The organism is Saccharothrix coeruleofusca (assembly GCF_014648515.1).
Taxonomy (GTDB): Bacteria; Actinomycetota; Actinomycetes; order Mycobacteriales; family Pseudonocardiaceae; genus Actinosynnema; species Actinosynnema coeruleofuscum.
Map to the genome: position 1 here is coordinate 613,280 of NZ_BMRG01000004.1, position 15,089 is coordinate 628,368.

At 72.9% G+C, this 15,089-nt stretch carries 14 protein-coding genes; 8 read left to right on the top strand and 6 right to left on the bottom strand.

Annotation, left to right across the window (positions count from 1 at the left end):
- Window positions 1–3: 3 nt before the first annotated feature.
- Genes IEZ00_RS15020 through aroB form a run of 3 tightly spaced genes read right to left on the bottom strand, consistent with a single transcriptional unit; the run spans window position 4 to window position 4,290 of the window.
- Entirely contained in the window at window positions 4–1,095 is a 1,092-nt protein-coding gene (locus IEZ00_RS15020) for a sugar phosphate nucleotidyltransferase (protein WP_229795673.1), read from the bottom strand.
- 4 nt (window positions 1,096–1,099) lie between these two features.
- Window positions 1,100–3,136, bottom strand: a complete 2,037-nt coding sequence (locus IEZ00_RS15025; RefSeq protein ID WP_189223822.1) for a TIM barrel protein — start codon at window positions 3,134–3,136, stop codon at window positions 1,100–1,102.
- Window positions 3,133–4,290, bottom strand: coding sequence for a 3-dehydroquinate synthase (gene aroB / locus IEZ00_RS15030; protein ID WP_189223823.1), 1,158 nt, complete (start codon window positions 4,288–4,290; stop codon window positions 3,133–3,135). The genes IEZ00_RS15025 and aroB overlap by 4 nt, the downstream gene beginning before the upstream one ends.
- 106 nt (window positions 4,291–4,396) lie before the next feature.
- On the opposite strand from aroB, the gene IEZ00_RS15035 reads away from it, so the two are divergent.
- Genes IEZ00_RS15035 through IEZ00_RS15055 form a run of 5 tightly spaced genes read left to right on the top strand, consistent with a single transcriptional unit; the run spans window position 4,397 to window position 10,150 of the window.
- On the top strand, window positions 4,397–5,557 hold the full coding sequence (locus tag IEZ00_RS15035) for an MFS transporter (RefSeq protein WP_189223824.1): 1,161 nt from the start codon (window positions 4,397–4,399) through the stop codon (window positions 5,555–5,557).
- The gene (locus tag IEZ00_RS15040; protein ID WP_189223825.1) at window positions 5,554–6,468 is read left to right on the top strand and encodes an SDR family oxidoreductase; all 915 of its coding nucleotides are present in this window, start codon (window positions 5,554–5,556) and stop codon (window positions 6,466–6,468) included. The genes IEZ00_RS15035 and IEZ00_RS15040 overlap by 4 nt, the downstream gene beginning before the upstream one ends.
- Window positions 6,465–7,892 carry a trehalose-6-phosphate synthase gene (locus IEZ00_RS15045; protein ID WP_189223826.1) on the top strand — a complete coding sequence of 476 codons (1,428 nt, stop codon included), beginning with the start codon at window positions 6,465–6,467 and terminating at the stop codon, window positions 7,890–7,892. The genes IEZ00_RS15040 and IEZ00_RS15045 overlap by 4 nt, the downstream gene beginning before the upstream one ends.
- Window positions 7,892–9,160, top strand: coding sequence for an aspartate aminotransferase family protein (locus IEZ00_RS15050; protein WP_189223827.1), 1,269 nt, complete (start codon window positions 7,892–7,894; stop codon window positions 9,158–9,160). Before IEZ00_RS15045 ends, IEZ00_RS15050 begins: the two co-directional genes overlap by 1 nt.
- A 9-nt stretch (window positions 9,161–9,169) precedes the next feature.
- The gene (locus tag IEZ00_RS15055; protein ID WP_189223828.1) at window positions 9,170–10,150 is read left to right on the top strand and encodes an alcohol dehydrogenase catalytic domain-containing protein; all 981 of its coding nucleotides are present in this window, start codon (window positions 9,170–9,172) and stop codon (window positions 10,148–10,150) included.
- 7 nt (window positions 10,151–10,157) lie between these two features.
- Here IEZ00_RS15055 and IEZ00_RS15060 read toward each other — a convergent pair whose 3' ends face one another.
- Window positions 10,158–11,015, bottom strand: coding sequence for an alpha/beta fold hydrolase (locus IEZ00_RS15060; RefSeq protein WP_189223829.1), 858 nt, complete (start codon window positions 11,013–11,015; stop codon window positions 10,158–10,160).
- A gap of 100 nt (window positions 11,016–11,115) precedes the next feature.
- On the opposite strand from IEZ00_RS15060, the gene IEZ00_RS15065 reads away from it, so the two are divergent.
- Window positions 11,116–11,529 (top strand): winged helix-turn-helix transcriptional regulator, encoded by a 414-nt coding sequence (locus IEZ00_RS15065; RefSeq protein WP_189223830.1) that lies wholly within the window; start codon window positions 11,116–11,118, stop codon window positions 11,527–11,529.
- Between the two features lie 83 nt (window positions 11,530–11,612).
- On the opposite strand, the gene IEZ00_RS15070 is transcribed toward IEZ00_RS15065, so the two are convergent.
- Window positions 11,613–12,335, bottom strand: a complete 723-nt coding sequence (locus IEZ00_RS15070) for a haloacid dehalogenase-like hydrolase (RefSeq protein ID WP_189223831.1) — start codon at window positions 12,333–12,335, stop codon at window positions 11,613–11,615.
- A 79-nt stretch (window positions 12,336–12,414) separates the two neighbouring features.
- Here IEZ00_RS15070 and IEZ00_RS15075 point away from each other — a divergent pair, with 79 nt between their 5' ends.
- Window positions 12,415–13,620: a helix-turn-helix domain-containing protein gene (locus tag IEZ00_RS15075; RefSeq protein ID WP_189223832.1), complete on the top strand. Its 1,206-nt coding sequence runs from the start codon at window positions 12,415–12,417 to the stop codon at window positions 13,618–13,620.
- 547 nt (window positions 13,621–14,167) lie between these two features.
- Window positions 14,168–14,371 carry a hypothetical protein gene (locus tag IEZ00_RS15080; RefSeq protein WP_189223833.1) on the top strand — a complete coding sequence of 68 codons (204 nt, stop codon included), beginning with the start codon at window positions 14,168–14,170 and terminating at the stop codon, window positions 14,369–14,371.
- Between the two features lie 15 nt (window positions 14,372–14,386).
- Here the strand turns inward: IEZ00_RS15080 and IEZ00_RS15085 are convergent, their stop codons facing one another.
- Window positions 14,387–15,061 (bottom strand): HAD family hydrolase, encoded by a 675-nt coding sequence (locus tag IEZ00_RS15085; protein WP_189223834.1) that lies wholly within the window; start codon window positions 15,059–15,061, stop codon window positions 14,387–14,389.
- Window positions 15,062–15,089 lie beyond the last annotated feature (28 nt).

Consider the following 15,089-nt stretch of genomic DNA (forward strand, 5'->3'; position numbering starts at 1 on the left):
CCCTCACCGGCTCGGCTCCAGCTCGGCCAAGCCGGTGCGCGCGACGGCCAGCCGCTCCCCGGCCCCCACCACGGTCTCCCGCGCCACCACGCCGGCCACGACCACCGCGCCCGGCAGCACCACCGACCGCTCCACCACCGCTCCCGGTTCCACCACCGCGCCGGGGAACACCACGCTGGAGCGCACCCGCGCCCCGCGCGGCAGCTCGCCCACCACCAGGCTGTCGCTGTCCGCGTCGTACCGCGGCGACCGCCCCGCCAACGTCGTGGGCAAGGCGTTCAGCGGCAGCGGGTGCGGTCGCCGCAACAGCTTCAGCTGCTCGGCGTGGTACCGCTCCACGGTCCCGATGTCGGCCCAGTAGCCGCTGATCGGGTAGGCCAGCACCCGCCGCCCGGAGGAGATCATGAACGGCAGCACGTCCCGGCTGATGTCGTGCTGCCAGCCGTCCTCGCCCAGCGCGGCCAACTCGTCCAGCACCCGCCGCAGCACCTGCGCCCGGAACAAGCAGAAAGCGGTGAACACCAGGTCCGACGTCGGTTCGGCGGGCTTCTCCACCAACCGCCGCACCACCAGGTCGTCGTCGACCTCGACCATGCCGAACAGCCGCACGTACCGCCGCTCGATGCGCTGCACGCCGATCGTGACGTCCGCGCCGCTGGCCCGGTGCGCGGCGACCATCGGCCCGTAGTCGAAGGAGTAGACGTGATCGGCGTGCTGCACCAGCACGTCCCTCGCGCCGGGCGCGAACACGTACTCGGCGTTGGCCAGCAGCGCGTCCGCCGTGCCGCGCTCGGGTGGCCGCTCGGGCAGCGGGCCGGGGTCGCCGGAGCGGATCAGCTCGTCGTGCGGTCCGAAGTGGACTTTGACGCGCGGCCCGTCCCAGTGCCGCGCGAGGTGGTCGATCAGGTCGCGCTCGCGGTGCAGGGACATCAGCACCACCTCGGGGATGCCCGAGCGAGCCGCGTTGTCGACGCTGAAGTCCACCAGGCGGCACGAGGCCGCGTAGGGCACCAGCGGTTTGCAGGTGTCGTCGGTCAGCCTGCCCATGCGCTCGCCGAGGCCCCCGGCGAGCAGGGCGGCCCTCACGTCGTCCACGGCGTCACCACGTCCTCCCCTGCGGTTGGCTGTCGGGCAGCAGCGCGCGCAGCAGCCGCACCGAGTTGGCCACGCTCTGCCGCCGGGGCAGCAGGGCGTCCTCGTGCTCGACGTAGAGCACGCCGGTGAAGCCCTCGTCCAGCAGCGCGGCCACCAGCGCGGGCCACGGCAGGTCGCCGCTGCCCAGCGCGCGGAACCGGATCGCGGGCCCCGGTCCGTAGCGGGACCAGCCCGCCCCGGTCGGCAGGCCGGGGCCGGTCCAGCGCTGGAGGTCCTTGGCGTGCGCGGCGCCCAGGTCGAGGCCCCAGCCGCGCACGCACCCCAGCGGGTCGTGCCCGGTGGCGGCGATGTTGGCGACGTCCAGGCACACCCGCACCGACGCGCGGTGGTCCGCGACCGCGTCGAGCAGGGCGCGCGTGCTCGGCGGGTCGTGGGCGACCTGCTTGGGGTGCGGCTCCACGAGCAGCTCCACGCCGTGCTCGGCGGCCAGGTCGAGCACCGGCTCGGCCGCCTCGCGCCAGGCGGCGACGTTGTCGTCCCAGCCGACCTCGCTGTGCCACCAGGACAGCCAGCGCGCCAGGTCTGGCACGCCGAGCATCAGCCGGACCTGCGCGGCGCCGAGGTCGGCGGCGATCCGCACGGCGTTCAGGGCGTGCCGCAGCGCGTGCGCCCGCTTCTGGTCCGGACTGCCGCGCAGCACGGGATCGGTGTGCGGACCGTGCGGGCCGAGCAGGAGCTGGGTGTCGCGGCTGTTGCTGACGCAGGTGACGGCGACCGGGCGCAGCGCGGCCCGCAGCTGCGCCCGGTAGTCCGCGTCCCGCGCCCAGCGGTCGGCGTCGACCAGCCCGGAGGTGCTGTCGGTGGGCAGGTCCACGGCGTCCACACGGGCCTCGACGGCGGCGGCGACCGCGGCGTCCAGGCCCGCGCCGCCCCACGCGGCCAGGCACAGCCCCACCGCCACCGGAGCGGTGCTCGCCGGTCCGGCGGCCCTCGGCTCCGGCAGCACCGCCGCCCGCGCGTCGCCGTTCCCGGTCGCGGGCGGCTCCGGCGCGGGGACCGCCCGTTCGGGAGCGGTCGGGCCGGGAGCGGCCCGGTCCGGGGTGAGGTCCAGCAGCCAGGCGCAGGCGCCGTCGAGACCGGGCGGCAGGACGATGTCGCCGTCGCGGACGCAGGCGGTCAGCGCCGCCAGCACCGCTTCGTCCGGGTCCGGCACCGGCACCAGCCCGCTCACCGGCAGCGCGGCGCGCAGCGCCCAGTCCAGCTCGGTGAGCAGCTCGGGGTTGCCCCGCAGCACCCCGCCGCCCGCCGCGACCAGGTACTCGTCCTCCAGCCCCGCCGACCGCGCCGCCGCGGCGACGCCGACGACCAGCTCGTCCACCGCGCGCGCCACGATCGACGCGGCCACCTCGTCGCCCTCCAGCCACGCCCGGCACACCACCGGGGCCAGCGCCGCGACATCGGCCTTGGGGAACGCCCGTGCCGCGAGGTCGCGGGCCAGCAGCGCGGGTGTCGGCCGGAACGCCTCCGCCAGCGCGGTCCCCGGTCCCCGGCCGTCCCGCGCGCGCACCGCCGCGCGCAGCCCCGCGAGGCCGATGTCGAACGCGCTGCCCTCGTCGCTGCCCAGGTACTCGCAGCCGCCCACCCGCGTGGGCGCGTCCGCCCCGTTGCGGGCCAGGAAGCCCGACCCGGTCCCGCACACGACCACCGCGCCTCGGCCCGCCAGCGGCGGCGCCACCAGCCAGGGCAGCGCGTCGTTGGACACCACCGCCCGGCCGCGCAGCCCCGCGTCCGCGGCCAGCGCGCGCAACCGGTCCAGCTCGCGCTCGGGGTCCACCGGGTCGAGCGTGGCCGTGGCGATCCAGCCCAACCCGGCCCCGCCGGGCAGCCGCGCGGCCAGATCGGCGAACAGCGACCGCAGCGCGCCCTCCGCCCGCTGGGCGCCCACCGAGGCCGGGTTGACCGACCCGCGGCGCGACCTGCCGCCCGGTCCGGTGGCGGTGGTGGTGCTGCCCCCGGCGTCCACCGCCCACAGCGTGCTCACGGCGTGGCCGCCCGGTCGCGCACCAGCGCCCGGCGCACCTCGTCCTCGGTGACGTCCTCGGCGATGATCGTGGTGCCCAGCTCGACCGGCAGCACGAAGCGCAGGCTGCCGTCGCGGATCTGCCGGATCTTGCCCATCGCCGCCAGCACGTCGTCCACGGCGGGCTGCTGGGCCAGCTCGTGCAGCGCCACGGGCAGGCGCAGCCGCCGGATCAGCCCGATGACCCGGTCGGCCACCTCGGGCACGATCAGCCCGCGTCCGCGAGCCACGTCCACCGCCACCGCCATGCCGAACGCGACGGCCTCGCCGTGCAGCACGGGGCCGTAGCCGGTGACGGTCTCGACGGCGTGACCGGTGGTGTGCCCGAAGTTCAGCGGCCTGCGCAGGTCCACCTCGTAGGGGTCGCGGCCGACCAGCTGGGTCTTGATCGCGCCCGCCGCGTGCACCAGCACGTCGATGGCCGGGGAGGCGCAGGCGAGCAGCTCGTCCGCGCAGCGCTCGATGAAGTCGAACAGCGGCGGGGAGGCGATCACCGCCTTCTTGACCACCTCGGCCAGCCCGGAGCGGACCTGGCGCTCGTCCAGCGTGCGCAGGTGCGCCAAGCAGGAGATCACCGCCCTGGGCTGGTAGAAGGCGCCGACGAGGTTCTTGGCCTCGCTGTGGTCCACCGCCACCTTGCCGCCGATGCCCGCGTCGACCTGGGCCAGCAGCGTGGTCGGCACGTTCACGTACGGCACGCCGCGCATGTAGGCGCTGGCGACGAAGCCGACGGTGTCGACCACCACGCCGCCGCCCAGCGCCACCACCACGTCGCGGCGGGCGAAGTCGAGCTCGGCCAGCCAGTCGATCAGCTCGAAGGCGGTGGTCAGCGACTTGCTCTTCTCACCCGCCTGCACGGTGGTCGTGCCCAGCAGCAGGCCGCGCTCGGCCAAGGCGGTGGTGAAGCGCTCCGCGTGCAGGTCGGCCACCACGTGGTCGGTGACCACCGCGGCGCGGTGGCCGTCGAGTTCGTCCAGCAGCGCCGCCACGGCGCTGTCGACATCGGGCACCACGCGGATGTCGTAGGAGTCGTCCCTGGTGACGTCGACGCGCACCGGGCCCAGACTGGTCGGCAGAGGGATGTGGTCGCGGATCTGGTAGCCGTGACGGTCCATCGTTCTCCTCTCGGGGATCACCCGAAAAGGGCACGTGTTGTGTTTCCACCCGTACCAGAATAACTTAGAGTAGACACCTATGCACTTTAGGTGACAGGAGGTATCCGTGCCGGTCAGAGCAGCCACACGCTCCGCTTCCACGGGCCTGATCGCCGCCGCGGCGAGCTGGGGCCTGTTCTGGGGTGGCTGGGCCGCACTCCTGCCCGGTCTGATCGAGCAGGTGGGCGCGACCGAGGCCCAGTTCGGGCTCGCCCTGTTCGGCATCCCGGTGGGCGCCCTGCCCGCGATGGTGGCCACCGCACCGCTGGCCAGGGCGCTGCGCGCCTGGACGCTGCCCGTGGTGCTGGTGGCGTTCGCGGTGGCCTGCGCGCTGCCCGGCCTGGCGACCTCACCGCTGGCGCTGGCCGCCTCGCTGCTGCTGGTGGGCGCCACCTCCGGGGCGATCGAGGTCGCCCTCAACACCACCACCGCCGCGCACGAGGCGCGCGACGGCGTGCGGCTGTTCAACAAGGTCCACGCCGCCACCCCGCTGGCCATGGTGCTCGCCGCGCCCGCCGTGGGCCTGGCCAGGCAGAACGGGGTCGCACCGCTGCCGGTGCTGCTGGTGATCGCCGGACTGGTGCTGCTCAGCGCGCTGCTGGCGGTGGACCGCGACGGGTGGCGGGCGGCCCCGGCCGAACCCGGCCCGCGCCGCTCGGTGGCGCCCCTGCTGATCGCGTTCGGGGTGCTGGCCGCGGTGGTGCTGTTCGTGGAGAACGCCGTGGAGCAGTGGGGGGCGCTGCACCTGGAGCAGGGCATGGGTGCGGGCCCGCTGCTGGGCAGCGCCGCACCCGCCTGCTACATGGCGGGCCTGTTCGCCGGGCGGCTGCTGGCGCAGTGGCGCGGCGACCGGGTCTCCGGTCGCGCGCTGGTGCTGACCGGGGGTGCGCTGGGCGCGGTCGGCATCGGCACGGCCGCGCTGGCCGCGCGGGCCGGGCTGCCCCCGGCGCTCGCGCTGGCCGGGTTCGCGATCGCGGGCGTGGGACTGGCCCCGGCGCTGCCGACGCTGCTGGGCCTGGCGGGCGCGGCCGTCGACGACGCGCGCCGCCCCGGCGCCATCGCCGCCGTCACCACGCTGTCCTACCTCGGCTTCCTGGTCAGCCCGCCGGTGGTGGGCGTGATGGCGGGCGCCTGGGGGCTCACCCCGGCGCTGACCGCCGTGGCGTGCGGGGGCCTGCTCGTGGCCGCCGCGTCGATCGTGGTGCGCGCACCGGGAACGGCGTCATGAGGGCGCTCGTGGTCGGCAGCGGCTACCTCGGCGGCACGATCGCCGCGCACCTGCGCGAACGCGGCGACCACGCGGTGGTCTGCTCCCGACGGCGCCCCACCGCCGCCTCCGCCGCGGGCCTGCCGTGGCACCCGCTGGACGTTCGGGACCCCGAAGCCTGCCGGGCGGCGGTGCGCGAGCACTCCCCCGACGCGCTGGTGGCGGTGCACGGCCCGTCCGACATCACCTGGTGCGAGGCCAACCCCGAGGCCGCGCGGGCCGCGCACACCGGCGGCGCCCGGCACCTGGCCGACGCCGCGGACGGCCGCCCGGTGCTGCTGATCTCCACCGACAACGTCTTCGACGGCAGCAGGCCCAGCAGCGGCGAGTCCGCCCCGACCAGCCCCGCCAACGCCTACGGCGCGGCCAAGCTCGCCGCCGAGCGCACCCTGCTCGACACCGGTGCGGCGCTGGCGCTGCGGGTGAGCCTGGTGCACGGCTGGGACCCCGACGGGCTGCGCCCCAACTTCGCCACCACCTGCGCCCGGACCCTGCGTGCGGGCCAGGTCCTGCGGGTACCCGACGACCACTGGAACACCCCGGTGCACGTCGACGACGTGGCCGCCTGGACCGCGGCGCTGCTGGCCGCCGGGCGCACCGGGGTGCTGCACCTGGGCGGCCCGGACCGGCTGTCGCGCTACGAGTGGGCGCTGCGCATCGCCGCCGCGCTGGGAGCCGACGCGGACCTGGTGCGGCCCGCCAAGCGCGCCGACGGGCCGTACGCCTGCCGCCCGGAGAACGCCTGCCTGCACAGCGAGCGGGCGGACTCGCTGCCCGAGCTGGCGGGCCTGGAGCCGGAGGGGGTGGACGAGAGCGCGCGGAGGTTGTCCGAAGCACTGGGCAAGACGCACCGAGCAGTGGAGGACCGTTGACCGACAAGCACCTGTTCCTGGCGAGCAAGCGGGCCGTCGTCACCTACGCGCCGGACGAGGACACCGGCGAGCTGCGGGCGTGGCTGGCTCCCGGCGGCACCGGCAACGTGGTCGCCGAGCAGGCGGGCTACCTGGACGTGTCGTGGATCGTCAGCGCCGACACCGAGGACGACCACAAGGCCGCCGAGCAGCACCCCGACGGTTCGGTCGTGGAGCTGCCCTCGGGCCGCACCATCCGGGTCCACCAGCTGCGCCACGACCGCGAGATGTTCCGGGTGGTGCAGGACTTCTTCACCGCCGAGCTGATGTGGGCGGGCAACAACTACGGCTGGGACCGCTGGACCACGCCCACCTTCGGCGCGGAGACCCGGCGGGCGTGGGAGCGGTTCGCCGAGTTCACCGGCGACTTCGCCGACGAGATGATCACCCGCTCCGCCGACGACCCCGACCCGGTCTACCTGGTGCACGACTACCAGCTGGTGTGCGTGCCCGCGCGGATCAGGGCGCACCGGCCGGACGCGCCGATCCTGCTGTTCGTGCACATCCCGTGGCCGTCGGCGGACTACTGGCGCATCCTGCCCAGGCCGATCCGGGTCGAGGTGCTGGAGGGGATGCTGGCCGCCGACGTGATCGGCTTCTTCACCAGCCGGTGGACCGGGAACTTCCTGTCCTGCGTCGCCGACCTGCTGCCCGACGCCGAGGTCGACCACGCCGCCGCCGAGGTCCGCTGGCGCGGGCGCACCACGCGGGTGCGCACCCAGCCGCTGGGCTACAGCCCCGAGACGCTGGCCCGCCGCCGGTCCAAGCTGCCGGAGGGCATCGCCGAGTGGGCGGGTGAGCACCGGCTGGTCGTCCACTCCGGACGGACCGACCCCATCAAGAACGGTTGGCGCGCGGTGCGGGCGTTCGTCCAGGCGGTGCGGGACAACCCGGAGCTGCGCGGCACGCGGATGCTGGTGCGGATGAACCCCAACCGGCTCTACGTCCCGGCCAACGCCGACTACGTGCGGCGGGTCGAGGAGGAGGTCGCCGCGGCCAACGCCGAGCTCGGCGAGGACACCGTGCGCACGCACTGCGACAACGACGTGGACCACACCTTCGGCTGCTTCGAGCGAGCCGACCTGCTGGTGTTCAACTCCACTGTGGACGGCCAGAACCTCAGCGTGTTCGAGGCGCCGCTGGTCAACCGGCGCGACGCGGACGTGGTGCTGTCGGAGATGACCGGCGCGGCGGAGATCTTGGCCCCGGTGTGCCGCACGGTCAACCCGCAGGACGTCGTGGAGCAGGCCGAGGCCATCGCCGCCGGCCTGCTGTCCTCTCCGGAGGAACGCGCGCGGGCCGCCGAGGTGCGCCGCGACACCGCCCGGCCGTGGACGCTGGAGCGGTGGGTGGACACCCAGCTGGAAAGCCTGGGGCTGCGCTGATGAACCCGCTCACCGGCGTCGACCCCCGCGAGCACGCCTACTACGAGCTGGGCGACGCGCTGCTGGTGCGCGGCGAGGGCGTGCGCGTCTGGGACTCCACCGGCCGCGAGCACCTCGACTGCGTGTCCGGCACGTTCAACCTGGTGCTGGGGCACAACCACCCGGCCGTGGTCGCGGCGGTCAAGGAGCAGGCGGAGGAACTGGTGTTCGCCAGCTCCTCGTTCCAGACTGGCCCGACCAACGAGGTGATGCGGCAGCTGGTGGAGCTCAGCCCGGCCAACCTCACGCGGGTCAACCTGCGCAGCTCCGGCGGCTCCACCGCCAACGAGGGCGCGATCAAGATCGCCCAGTGGCACACCGGCAAGCGCGACGTGATCGTGCCCTTCCGCGGCCACCTCGGGCAGAGCATCGCCACCGCCAGCTACAACGGCACCTCGCGGATGCGCGCCCCGTTCCCCTACCACCTGCCCGGTGCGGTGCGGGTGCCCGACGCCTACTGCCACCGCTGCTTCTACCGGCAGACACCGGATTCGTGCGGGCTGTGGTGCGTCGACCGCATCGAGGACTTCATCACCTACGCCTCCTCCGGCAGCGTGGCGGCGATGGTCGTCGAACCGATCAGCGGTGTCGGCGGCAACGTGGTGCCGCCGCCGGGTTACCTCCAGCGGCTCAAGGAGTTCTGCGAGGCGCGGGAGATCGTGCTGATCTTCGACGAGAACCAGACCGGCATGGGCCGCACGGGACACCTGTTCGCGGCCGACCACTTCGGCGTCAGCCCGCACATCATCACCACCTCCAAGGGCCTGACCGGCAGCGGGCTGCCGCTGGCCGCGATCCTCACCGAGGAGCGCCTGACCGGGATGCCCAGGTCCATGCACGGCTTCACCTACGGCAGCCACACCCTCTCGGCCGCCGCCGCGACCGTGACGCTGGAGATCGTGCGGCAGCCGGAGTTCCTGGCCAACGTGCGCGCGACCGGCGCGGTGCTGCTGGAGCGGCTGACCGCGCTGCGGGCCGATCACCCCTGCGTGGACGACGTGCGCGGCGTCGGCCTGATGCTGGGCGTGGAGCTGGCCGAGCCGGACGGGTCGCGCTCGCCGCGGCTGGCCGCCGCGCTGAACCGGGCGCTGGCCCAGCGCGGTGTGATCACCAGGGTTTCCGAGCACGGCGAGGGCAACGTGATCGAGCTGCGCCCGCCCCTGGTGCTGACCGTCGAGGACGCCCACCTGATCGCCGACCGGTTCGGCGAGGCGTTGGAGATGCTGTAGGTGCGCGCGGTGCACCTGTCGACGGCGGGGCCGGTGCTCTCCGCCGGTCCACCCGTGCGACCGGAGGGCGCGCACGGGGTGCTCGTGCGCACCGAGCTGATGGGCGTGTGCCGCTCCGACCTCAAGGAGGTCACGGGCACGCGCGGTGGACCGGGACAGTTCGGGCACGAGCTGGTGGGCGAGGTCGTGGACAGCACCACGGCGCGGCTGCCGCCGGGCACGCGGGTGTGCCTCGACCCCAACCCGCCCGTGCGGCGCGGCACCGGCTTCGCCGAACAGCTGTGGGTGTGCGGCGAGGAGGACGCCGTGGCGCGGGCGCTGCCGGTCGCCCCACCGGGGGTGGCCGCGCGGCGCCTGGTGTTCGCCGAGCCCGCGGCGTGCGCGGCGCACTGCCTGACCTCGGCTGTCCGCCATCGCGGCGCGGACCTGCGCGGCGCGGCGGTGTGCGTGCTGGGGGCGGGCGTGGCCGGGGTGCTGATCGCGGCGCTGGCCCGCCGGGCGGGGGCGGTGGCGTCGCTGCGCAACCGCACCCCTGACCGGCTGGACTTCCTGCGCGACAACGGGGTCCTGCCGGAGGAGGTGTCGCGCACGGTGGCCCCGGACAGCCAGGACGTCGTCGTCGTGGCGGCCAGTTTCGTCTTCCCGGACCTGCTGGAGGAGGCGCTGCGCCTGCTCCGCCCCGGCGGGCTGGTGCTGCTCTACGGCGGCACCCGCGCCGGGGACCGGTTGCCGGGGCTGGACTGCGACCTGGACGGCGTGCGGCGCGGCGAGCGGGCGGTTCCCGCGCGGTGGCGGGGCAAGCCGGTGGTCGTGGGCGGCAGCTACGGCACCAGCACGGCCGATTTCGCGCTGGCGCTGGAAGCCCTGGTGGACGACGGGCTGGGCGTGGAACGCCTGGTGACGCGGGCAGTCGACCTCGCCGACCTGCCGGACGTGCTGCGCGAACTGGCCGTGACGCGGCACCTGGGCAAGGTGCTGGTGACCCCCTGATCCGCGCTCACCCCGGCAGATCTGCGGCCAGGAAGGGGTCGAGTAGCGCGAGCAGCGCGTCGGGGCGGTCGAGCGGGATGATGTGGCCGCAGTCCTGGAGGTGGTGCCCGACCAGGTCGTCGGCGATGGGACGGAGTTGGCGTTCGAGCGCGGTGCCTACGGGGTGGGAGCCGACGGCCATGGTGGGCGTGGTCAACCGGGCCATCGCGACCGCTTCCCGGATCTGCCGCGCGCTGGTGGGCAGGGCCCGGTAGTAGGAGAACGCGCAGCGCAGGGCCTCGCTCCCGGTGTACGCCTGGACGAAGGCCGCGCGGATGTCGTCGGGCACCCCTCGCCCGAGCGTCCCCGCGTCGAGGAACCAGTTGATGTACGGGGCCTCGTTGCCCGCCAGGACGGTCTCGGCAAGGCCGGGGACGGCGTGGAAGCCGAACCACCACGGGAGGCCGCGCCCGACGATGTTCTCCGCTCCGGGCAGGTCGCCGACCACGCCCTCCATCACGACCAGGCGACGGACGAGGTTCGGCCTGCGCAGCGCGAGCAGGACGGCCGGGGCGACGCCCGCGTCGATGCCGACCACCGCCGCCGAGGACTCGCCGAGCGCGTCGAGCAGCGCTTCGGCGTCGGCGGCGAGGGTGCCCGCGTCGTAGCCCTCGACGGCCCGCGCGCTGGCGCCGAAGCCGCGCAGGTCCGGGGCGATGACCCGGTAGCGCCCGGCCAGCCGGTCCATGGTGCCGCTCCAGAGCCGCCAGGTGTGCGGGAAGCCGTGCAGCAGCAGGACCGCGGGCCCACCCCCGGCGATCGCGACGTTGAGCTCGACGCCGTTGACCTCGACGCGGCGCAGGTGGTGTGCGGTGGTGACGGGCACGACGGCTCCTCCACGTGGTTACCATTGGTTACCACAAAACGATAGGTAACCGCTGTGCCGCTCGGTAGAAGGCACTTTCAGGGAAGGTGGTGAGCCGCAGGTGACCACCCCGGGAGCCGGGGTCGCCGGTCGCGGGGCGCGCGGCGACCTGTTCGACCCCCTTTGCCCGACGAGGCAGTTGCTGGACCGCATCGGTACGAAGTGGACGTCCATGGCCGTCAAGGCGCTCGCCGACGCCGCGCCGGAGGAGGTGCGCTTCGCCGAGCTCAAGCGTCGGATGCCCGGCGTCTCGCAGAAGATGCTGGCCGTGACGCTGCGCGCCCTGACCCGCGACGGGCTGGTGGCCCGCCGGGTCGAACCGACCGTGCCGCCGCAGGTCTTCTACCGGCTCACCGGCCTCGGGCTGTCCCTGGAAACCGCGCTCGCGGGACTGCGGACCTGGGCGGAGGAGCACATGGCCGAGATCAAGCACGCCAACGAAGCCGCCGACCGGCAGGCCGCTGAAGGGGTGTGATCGAGGACGGCGCACCCCGTTCTTCCCCGGAGCGCGCAGCGGGCCCGAAACCGACCATCGTGGGCACGCATCCGCGATGGCACTCAGCCGTCCTTGGTGTCCTTCCGAGTGACCGCCTTCTTCAACGCCGCAACGTCCGTCAGATCGGGGAGCACGGCTTCAGCGCCGACCCGCTTCAGCTCGTCGACACCGCTTCCCCCGCTCGCCACCGCGATCACTCGCACTCCGGCCGTGCGCGCGGCCTCCACATCCCTGGGCGTGTCCCCGATGAGCACGGTGTCGGCGCCGTCGAAGCTGCCACCGGTCCGCTCGGCGGCCCGCCGCTGGGCGATGCGCACCAGCCCGGCCCGTACGTTGTGGTCGTCGCCGTAGGCACTCGAGTTGAGGTCCACGTACCGGTCGAGCCCGAAAGCCTCCAACTTCACGCGTGCCACCGACCGCAGGTTGCCGGTCAGCACAGCCTGGTAAACGGTCGGGTCATCAGCCAGCGCCACAAGTGCTTCCCGCGCGCCGGGAAGCACCCGCCCCCGCTCGGCCAGCTCGGTGCGAGCGGCTTCGTAGCAAGCAGTCAGCGCCTCGGCCAGTCGGGTCGCGTTGGCCCGCGTCGGCTCGACGCCGTGCAGGACGAGGGTGTCCGCGATGATGTCCAGTTCCGTCCGGCCGCTCACGTCGGCCAGATCCACGAACGGCCGATCGAACGCGGCGGGCACAGCCCGGACGTACATCTCACGCCCCAAGCCGTGCGAGGCGAGCAGCGTGTGGTCGATGTCCCACAACACGAGCAACCGAGGCGTGATCACGACCATCAGTTTGTCACCCGGTGGTGGCGTTGGTCCGGCTCGTAGCATCGGGCCGATCCGACCTCGATGAACGGGAGCGACGGGTATGGACAAGCAGCTTGCGCGGCGCATCGGGGAGCGGGTCCGGTTCTACCGTGTCGCTGCGGGCAAGACGCAACCGGTCACCGCGGGCCTGGCCGGTATCACAGTAGATTACCTGTACCAGATCGAACGCGGCACGAAACTGCCGACGATCAGCGTGCTCGCTGATCTCGCCAACGTGCTGAAGCAACCCGTGGACGCACTACTCCACCACGTGCCCACTCCTCCTCGACGGACGGCGGAGGCCACAGGGGATGAACTGCACCGGGCTTTGACATTTCCCGTCACCGAGACCTGCACCACCAGTCCGGATGAAGTGAATGCCGCCATTGCGGTTGCCTGGCACGAGTGGCAGACATCACCGCACCGCTACAGCCAACTCACGCGCACACTGCCCCGGCTCGTCACGATGGTCGAAGGTGCGCTTGCAGCGCACTGCAGCCCGAGTGAAGCAGCCAGCCGGCAACAGGTTCACCGGCACGCGGCCGACCTCTACGCTCTCGTTCGCACAGTTGCCAAGCGGCTTGGGCGCGCGGACTTGTCCCTCCTGGCCGCAGATCGCGCCATCCGGGCCGCCGAGGTAGCCGATGATTCATCACGACTTGCCGTTGCCCGGTGGAATCTGGCGCAAGTTTTGCTGGCGAGCGGAGAGTTGGCGGGTGCCGAAGCCCTCGCCATGCACGGAATCGAAGAACTGGCGAACACCACGGCGGATGACAGCGCCGATGTGCTCGCCCTGCGCGGCTCGCTCCTGCTGGTGGCGGCTATCGCCGCCGCGCGTCGCGGGGACCGGTGGGTAGCTCGCGACCGCCTGCACCTGGCGGAATTCCTCGCTCGGTGCACCGGCGAGCGCAATACCCTGTGGACCGCGTTCGGTCCGACCAACGTCAGAATGTTCGCCGTATCAGTGGAGGTCGAGACGGGCGACGGGGCCGAGGGCTTGCGTCTCGCGGAACAGATCGACCACGACCGCTCACCATCCATCGAGCGGCGCGTAGCGCTCCTGCTGGACCAAGCCAAGGGGTACGAACAGCGCCGTGACTTCATGGGCGCGCTGGTGATGCTTGCCGCCGCCGAACGCCAGGCACCAGAAGACGTGCGCCACCGCCCTGCCGCCCATGCCGTGCTGCGCCAGCTCGTGCAACGCGGTCGTCGGACCTTGGCAGGCGAAGCCGCTCGTATTGCTGTTCGGGCGGGAGTACCCCTCTAGCCCACTCCCCTGGCCAACTCGAGCCGACAGCTCGGGTTACTCCCAGGTAATTGCCATAGCATCATCTGCGGTTCGCCTGTCCAAGGCAGATCCGAAGCACGCGGGAACAGCGAAGGCGGGATGCGACGTGTCGACTCTTTCCGATCTTGCAGTGCCCTGCGCGCACTTCCTCCTGAAATCACCGCCCGATGCCCGAATCAGCCCCGACAGGAGGTCAAATAAATGTTAAGGCTTGTCGACCCCGCACCTTGCGGGCATCTTACCGGAAATCTGACTGCGCCGTGACACGCGATCAAGATGCCGAACAGATGCCGATGCGGCAGTACTTGTATCGCGCGAACCACAGCCGCGCCTGCGCGAACTGCCTCGCCCTGGCGCACACATTCCACGTTCCGACCGCCGAAGACGTCGAACTACCCAGGGCCGGCGACCGCTTCAGACTGTGGCGATGGCGGTGCCAGTGCACGTATTGCACCTGCCCGGCCATTCTCGTGACCACCGAACCACCAGGTGGCAGAAGCACATACGAAAAGGACCGACCGGACCCGTGAAAAATGATTTCGGCATACGCACTCGAACGAGCACGGAAATCGATGTCAACTGCGTGGTCGAGCACGAGATCAGCGGCGGACAGGTATTCCTCTCGTTCGCCGACGGTGCGTTCTGTCTCCACTTCACCGACGAGCACGCTTTCAGAAGGTTCATGAGTGAGGCCATCAAGGTGCTGTCCACCCTCGGGCTGAGCACATAGAAGACCGTTCCGGGCTCAAGCACTGGCCAGGCGCAGCACCGCACCCAGACCGCGCTCGCGATTGACCGCGCGTTCGGTCGGCAGCAGGTACACCGGCAACCCCGCGCGCACCGCGGCACCGTCCTTGACCGGGTCGTCGCCGATGTAGAGCGTGCGGCCGGGCGGCGTCCCCATCTCCTGGCACGCCAGCGCGAACAGGGCCGGGTCCGGCTTCTCCAGGCCGTGCTCGCAGGACAGCACCACGGCGTCGAGCAGGTCCAGCACACCGGCGTCGGCCAGCGCGGGTCGGATGTCCCAACCGATGTTGCTCAGCACCCCTATCCGGACACCACGGTCGTGCAGGGCTTTCAGCACTACCGCAGTGTCCGGGTAGGGCGTCCACGCGGCCGGGTCGGTCAGCGCGGCGTAGACGGCGTCGACCACGTCCGGCGCGAAGGGGCCGGACTCGGCGATCAGCCGCGTCCACACCGCCCGGTGCGCCTCCTGTGACAGGTCGCAGCCACGGCGGGCTTCCAGGGAGGCGGGCGAGTCGACGTGCGCGAGCACCGAGCGGACCACCTCGGTGGCGGTCAGGCCGCCGAGGTCCGCACCGCTGGCGGCGATGGCGTCGGGGTCCAGGACGGAGGTGTCGTCGAACAGCGTGCCGGAGAAGTCGAACAGGACGGCGTCGAAAGTGCTGTCGTGATCCACCCCTCCGACGCTAGCGCTCGGCCCGGGA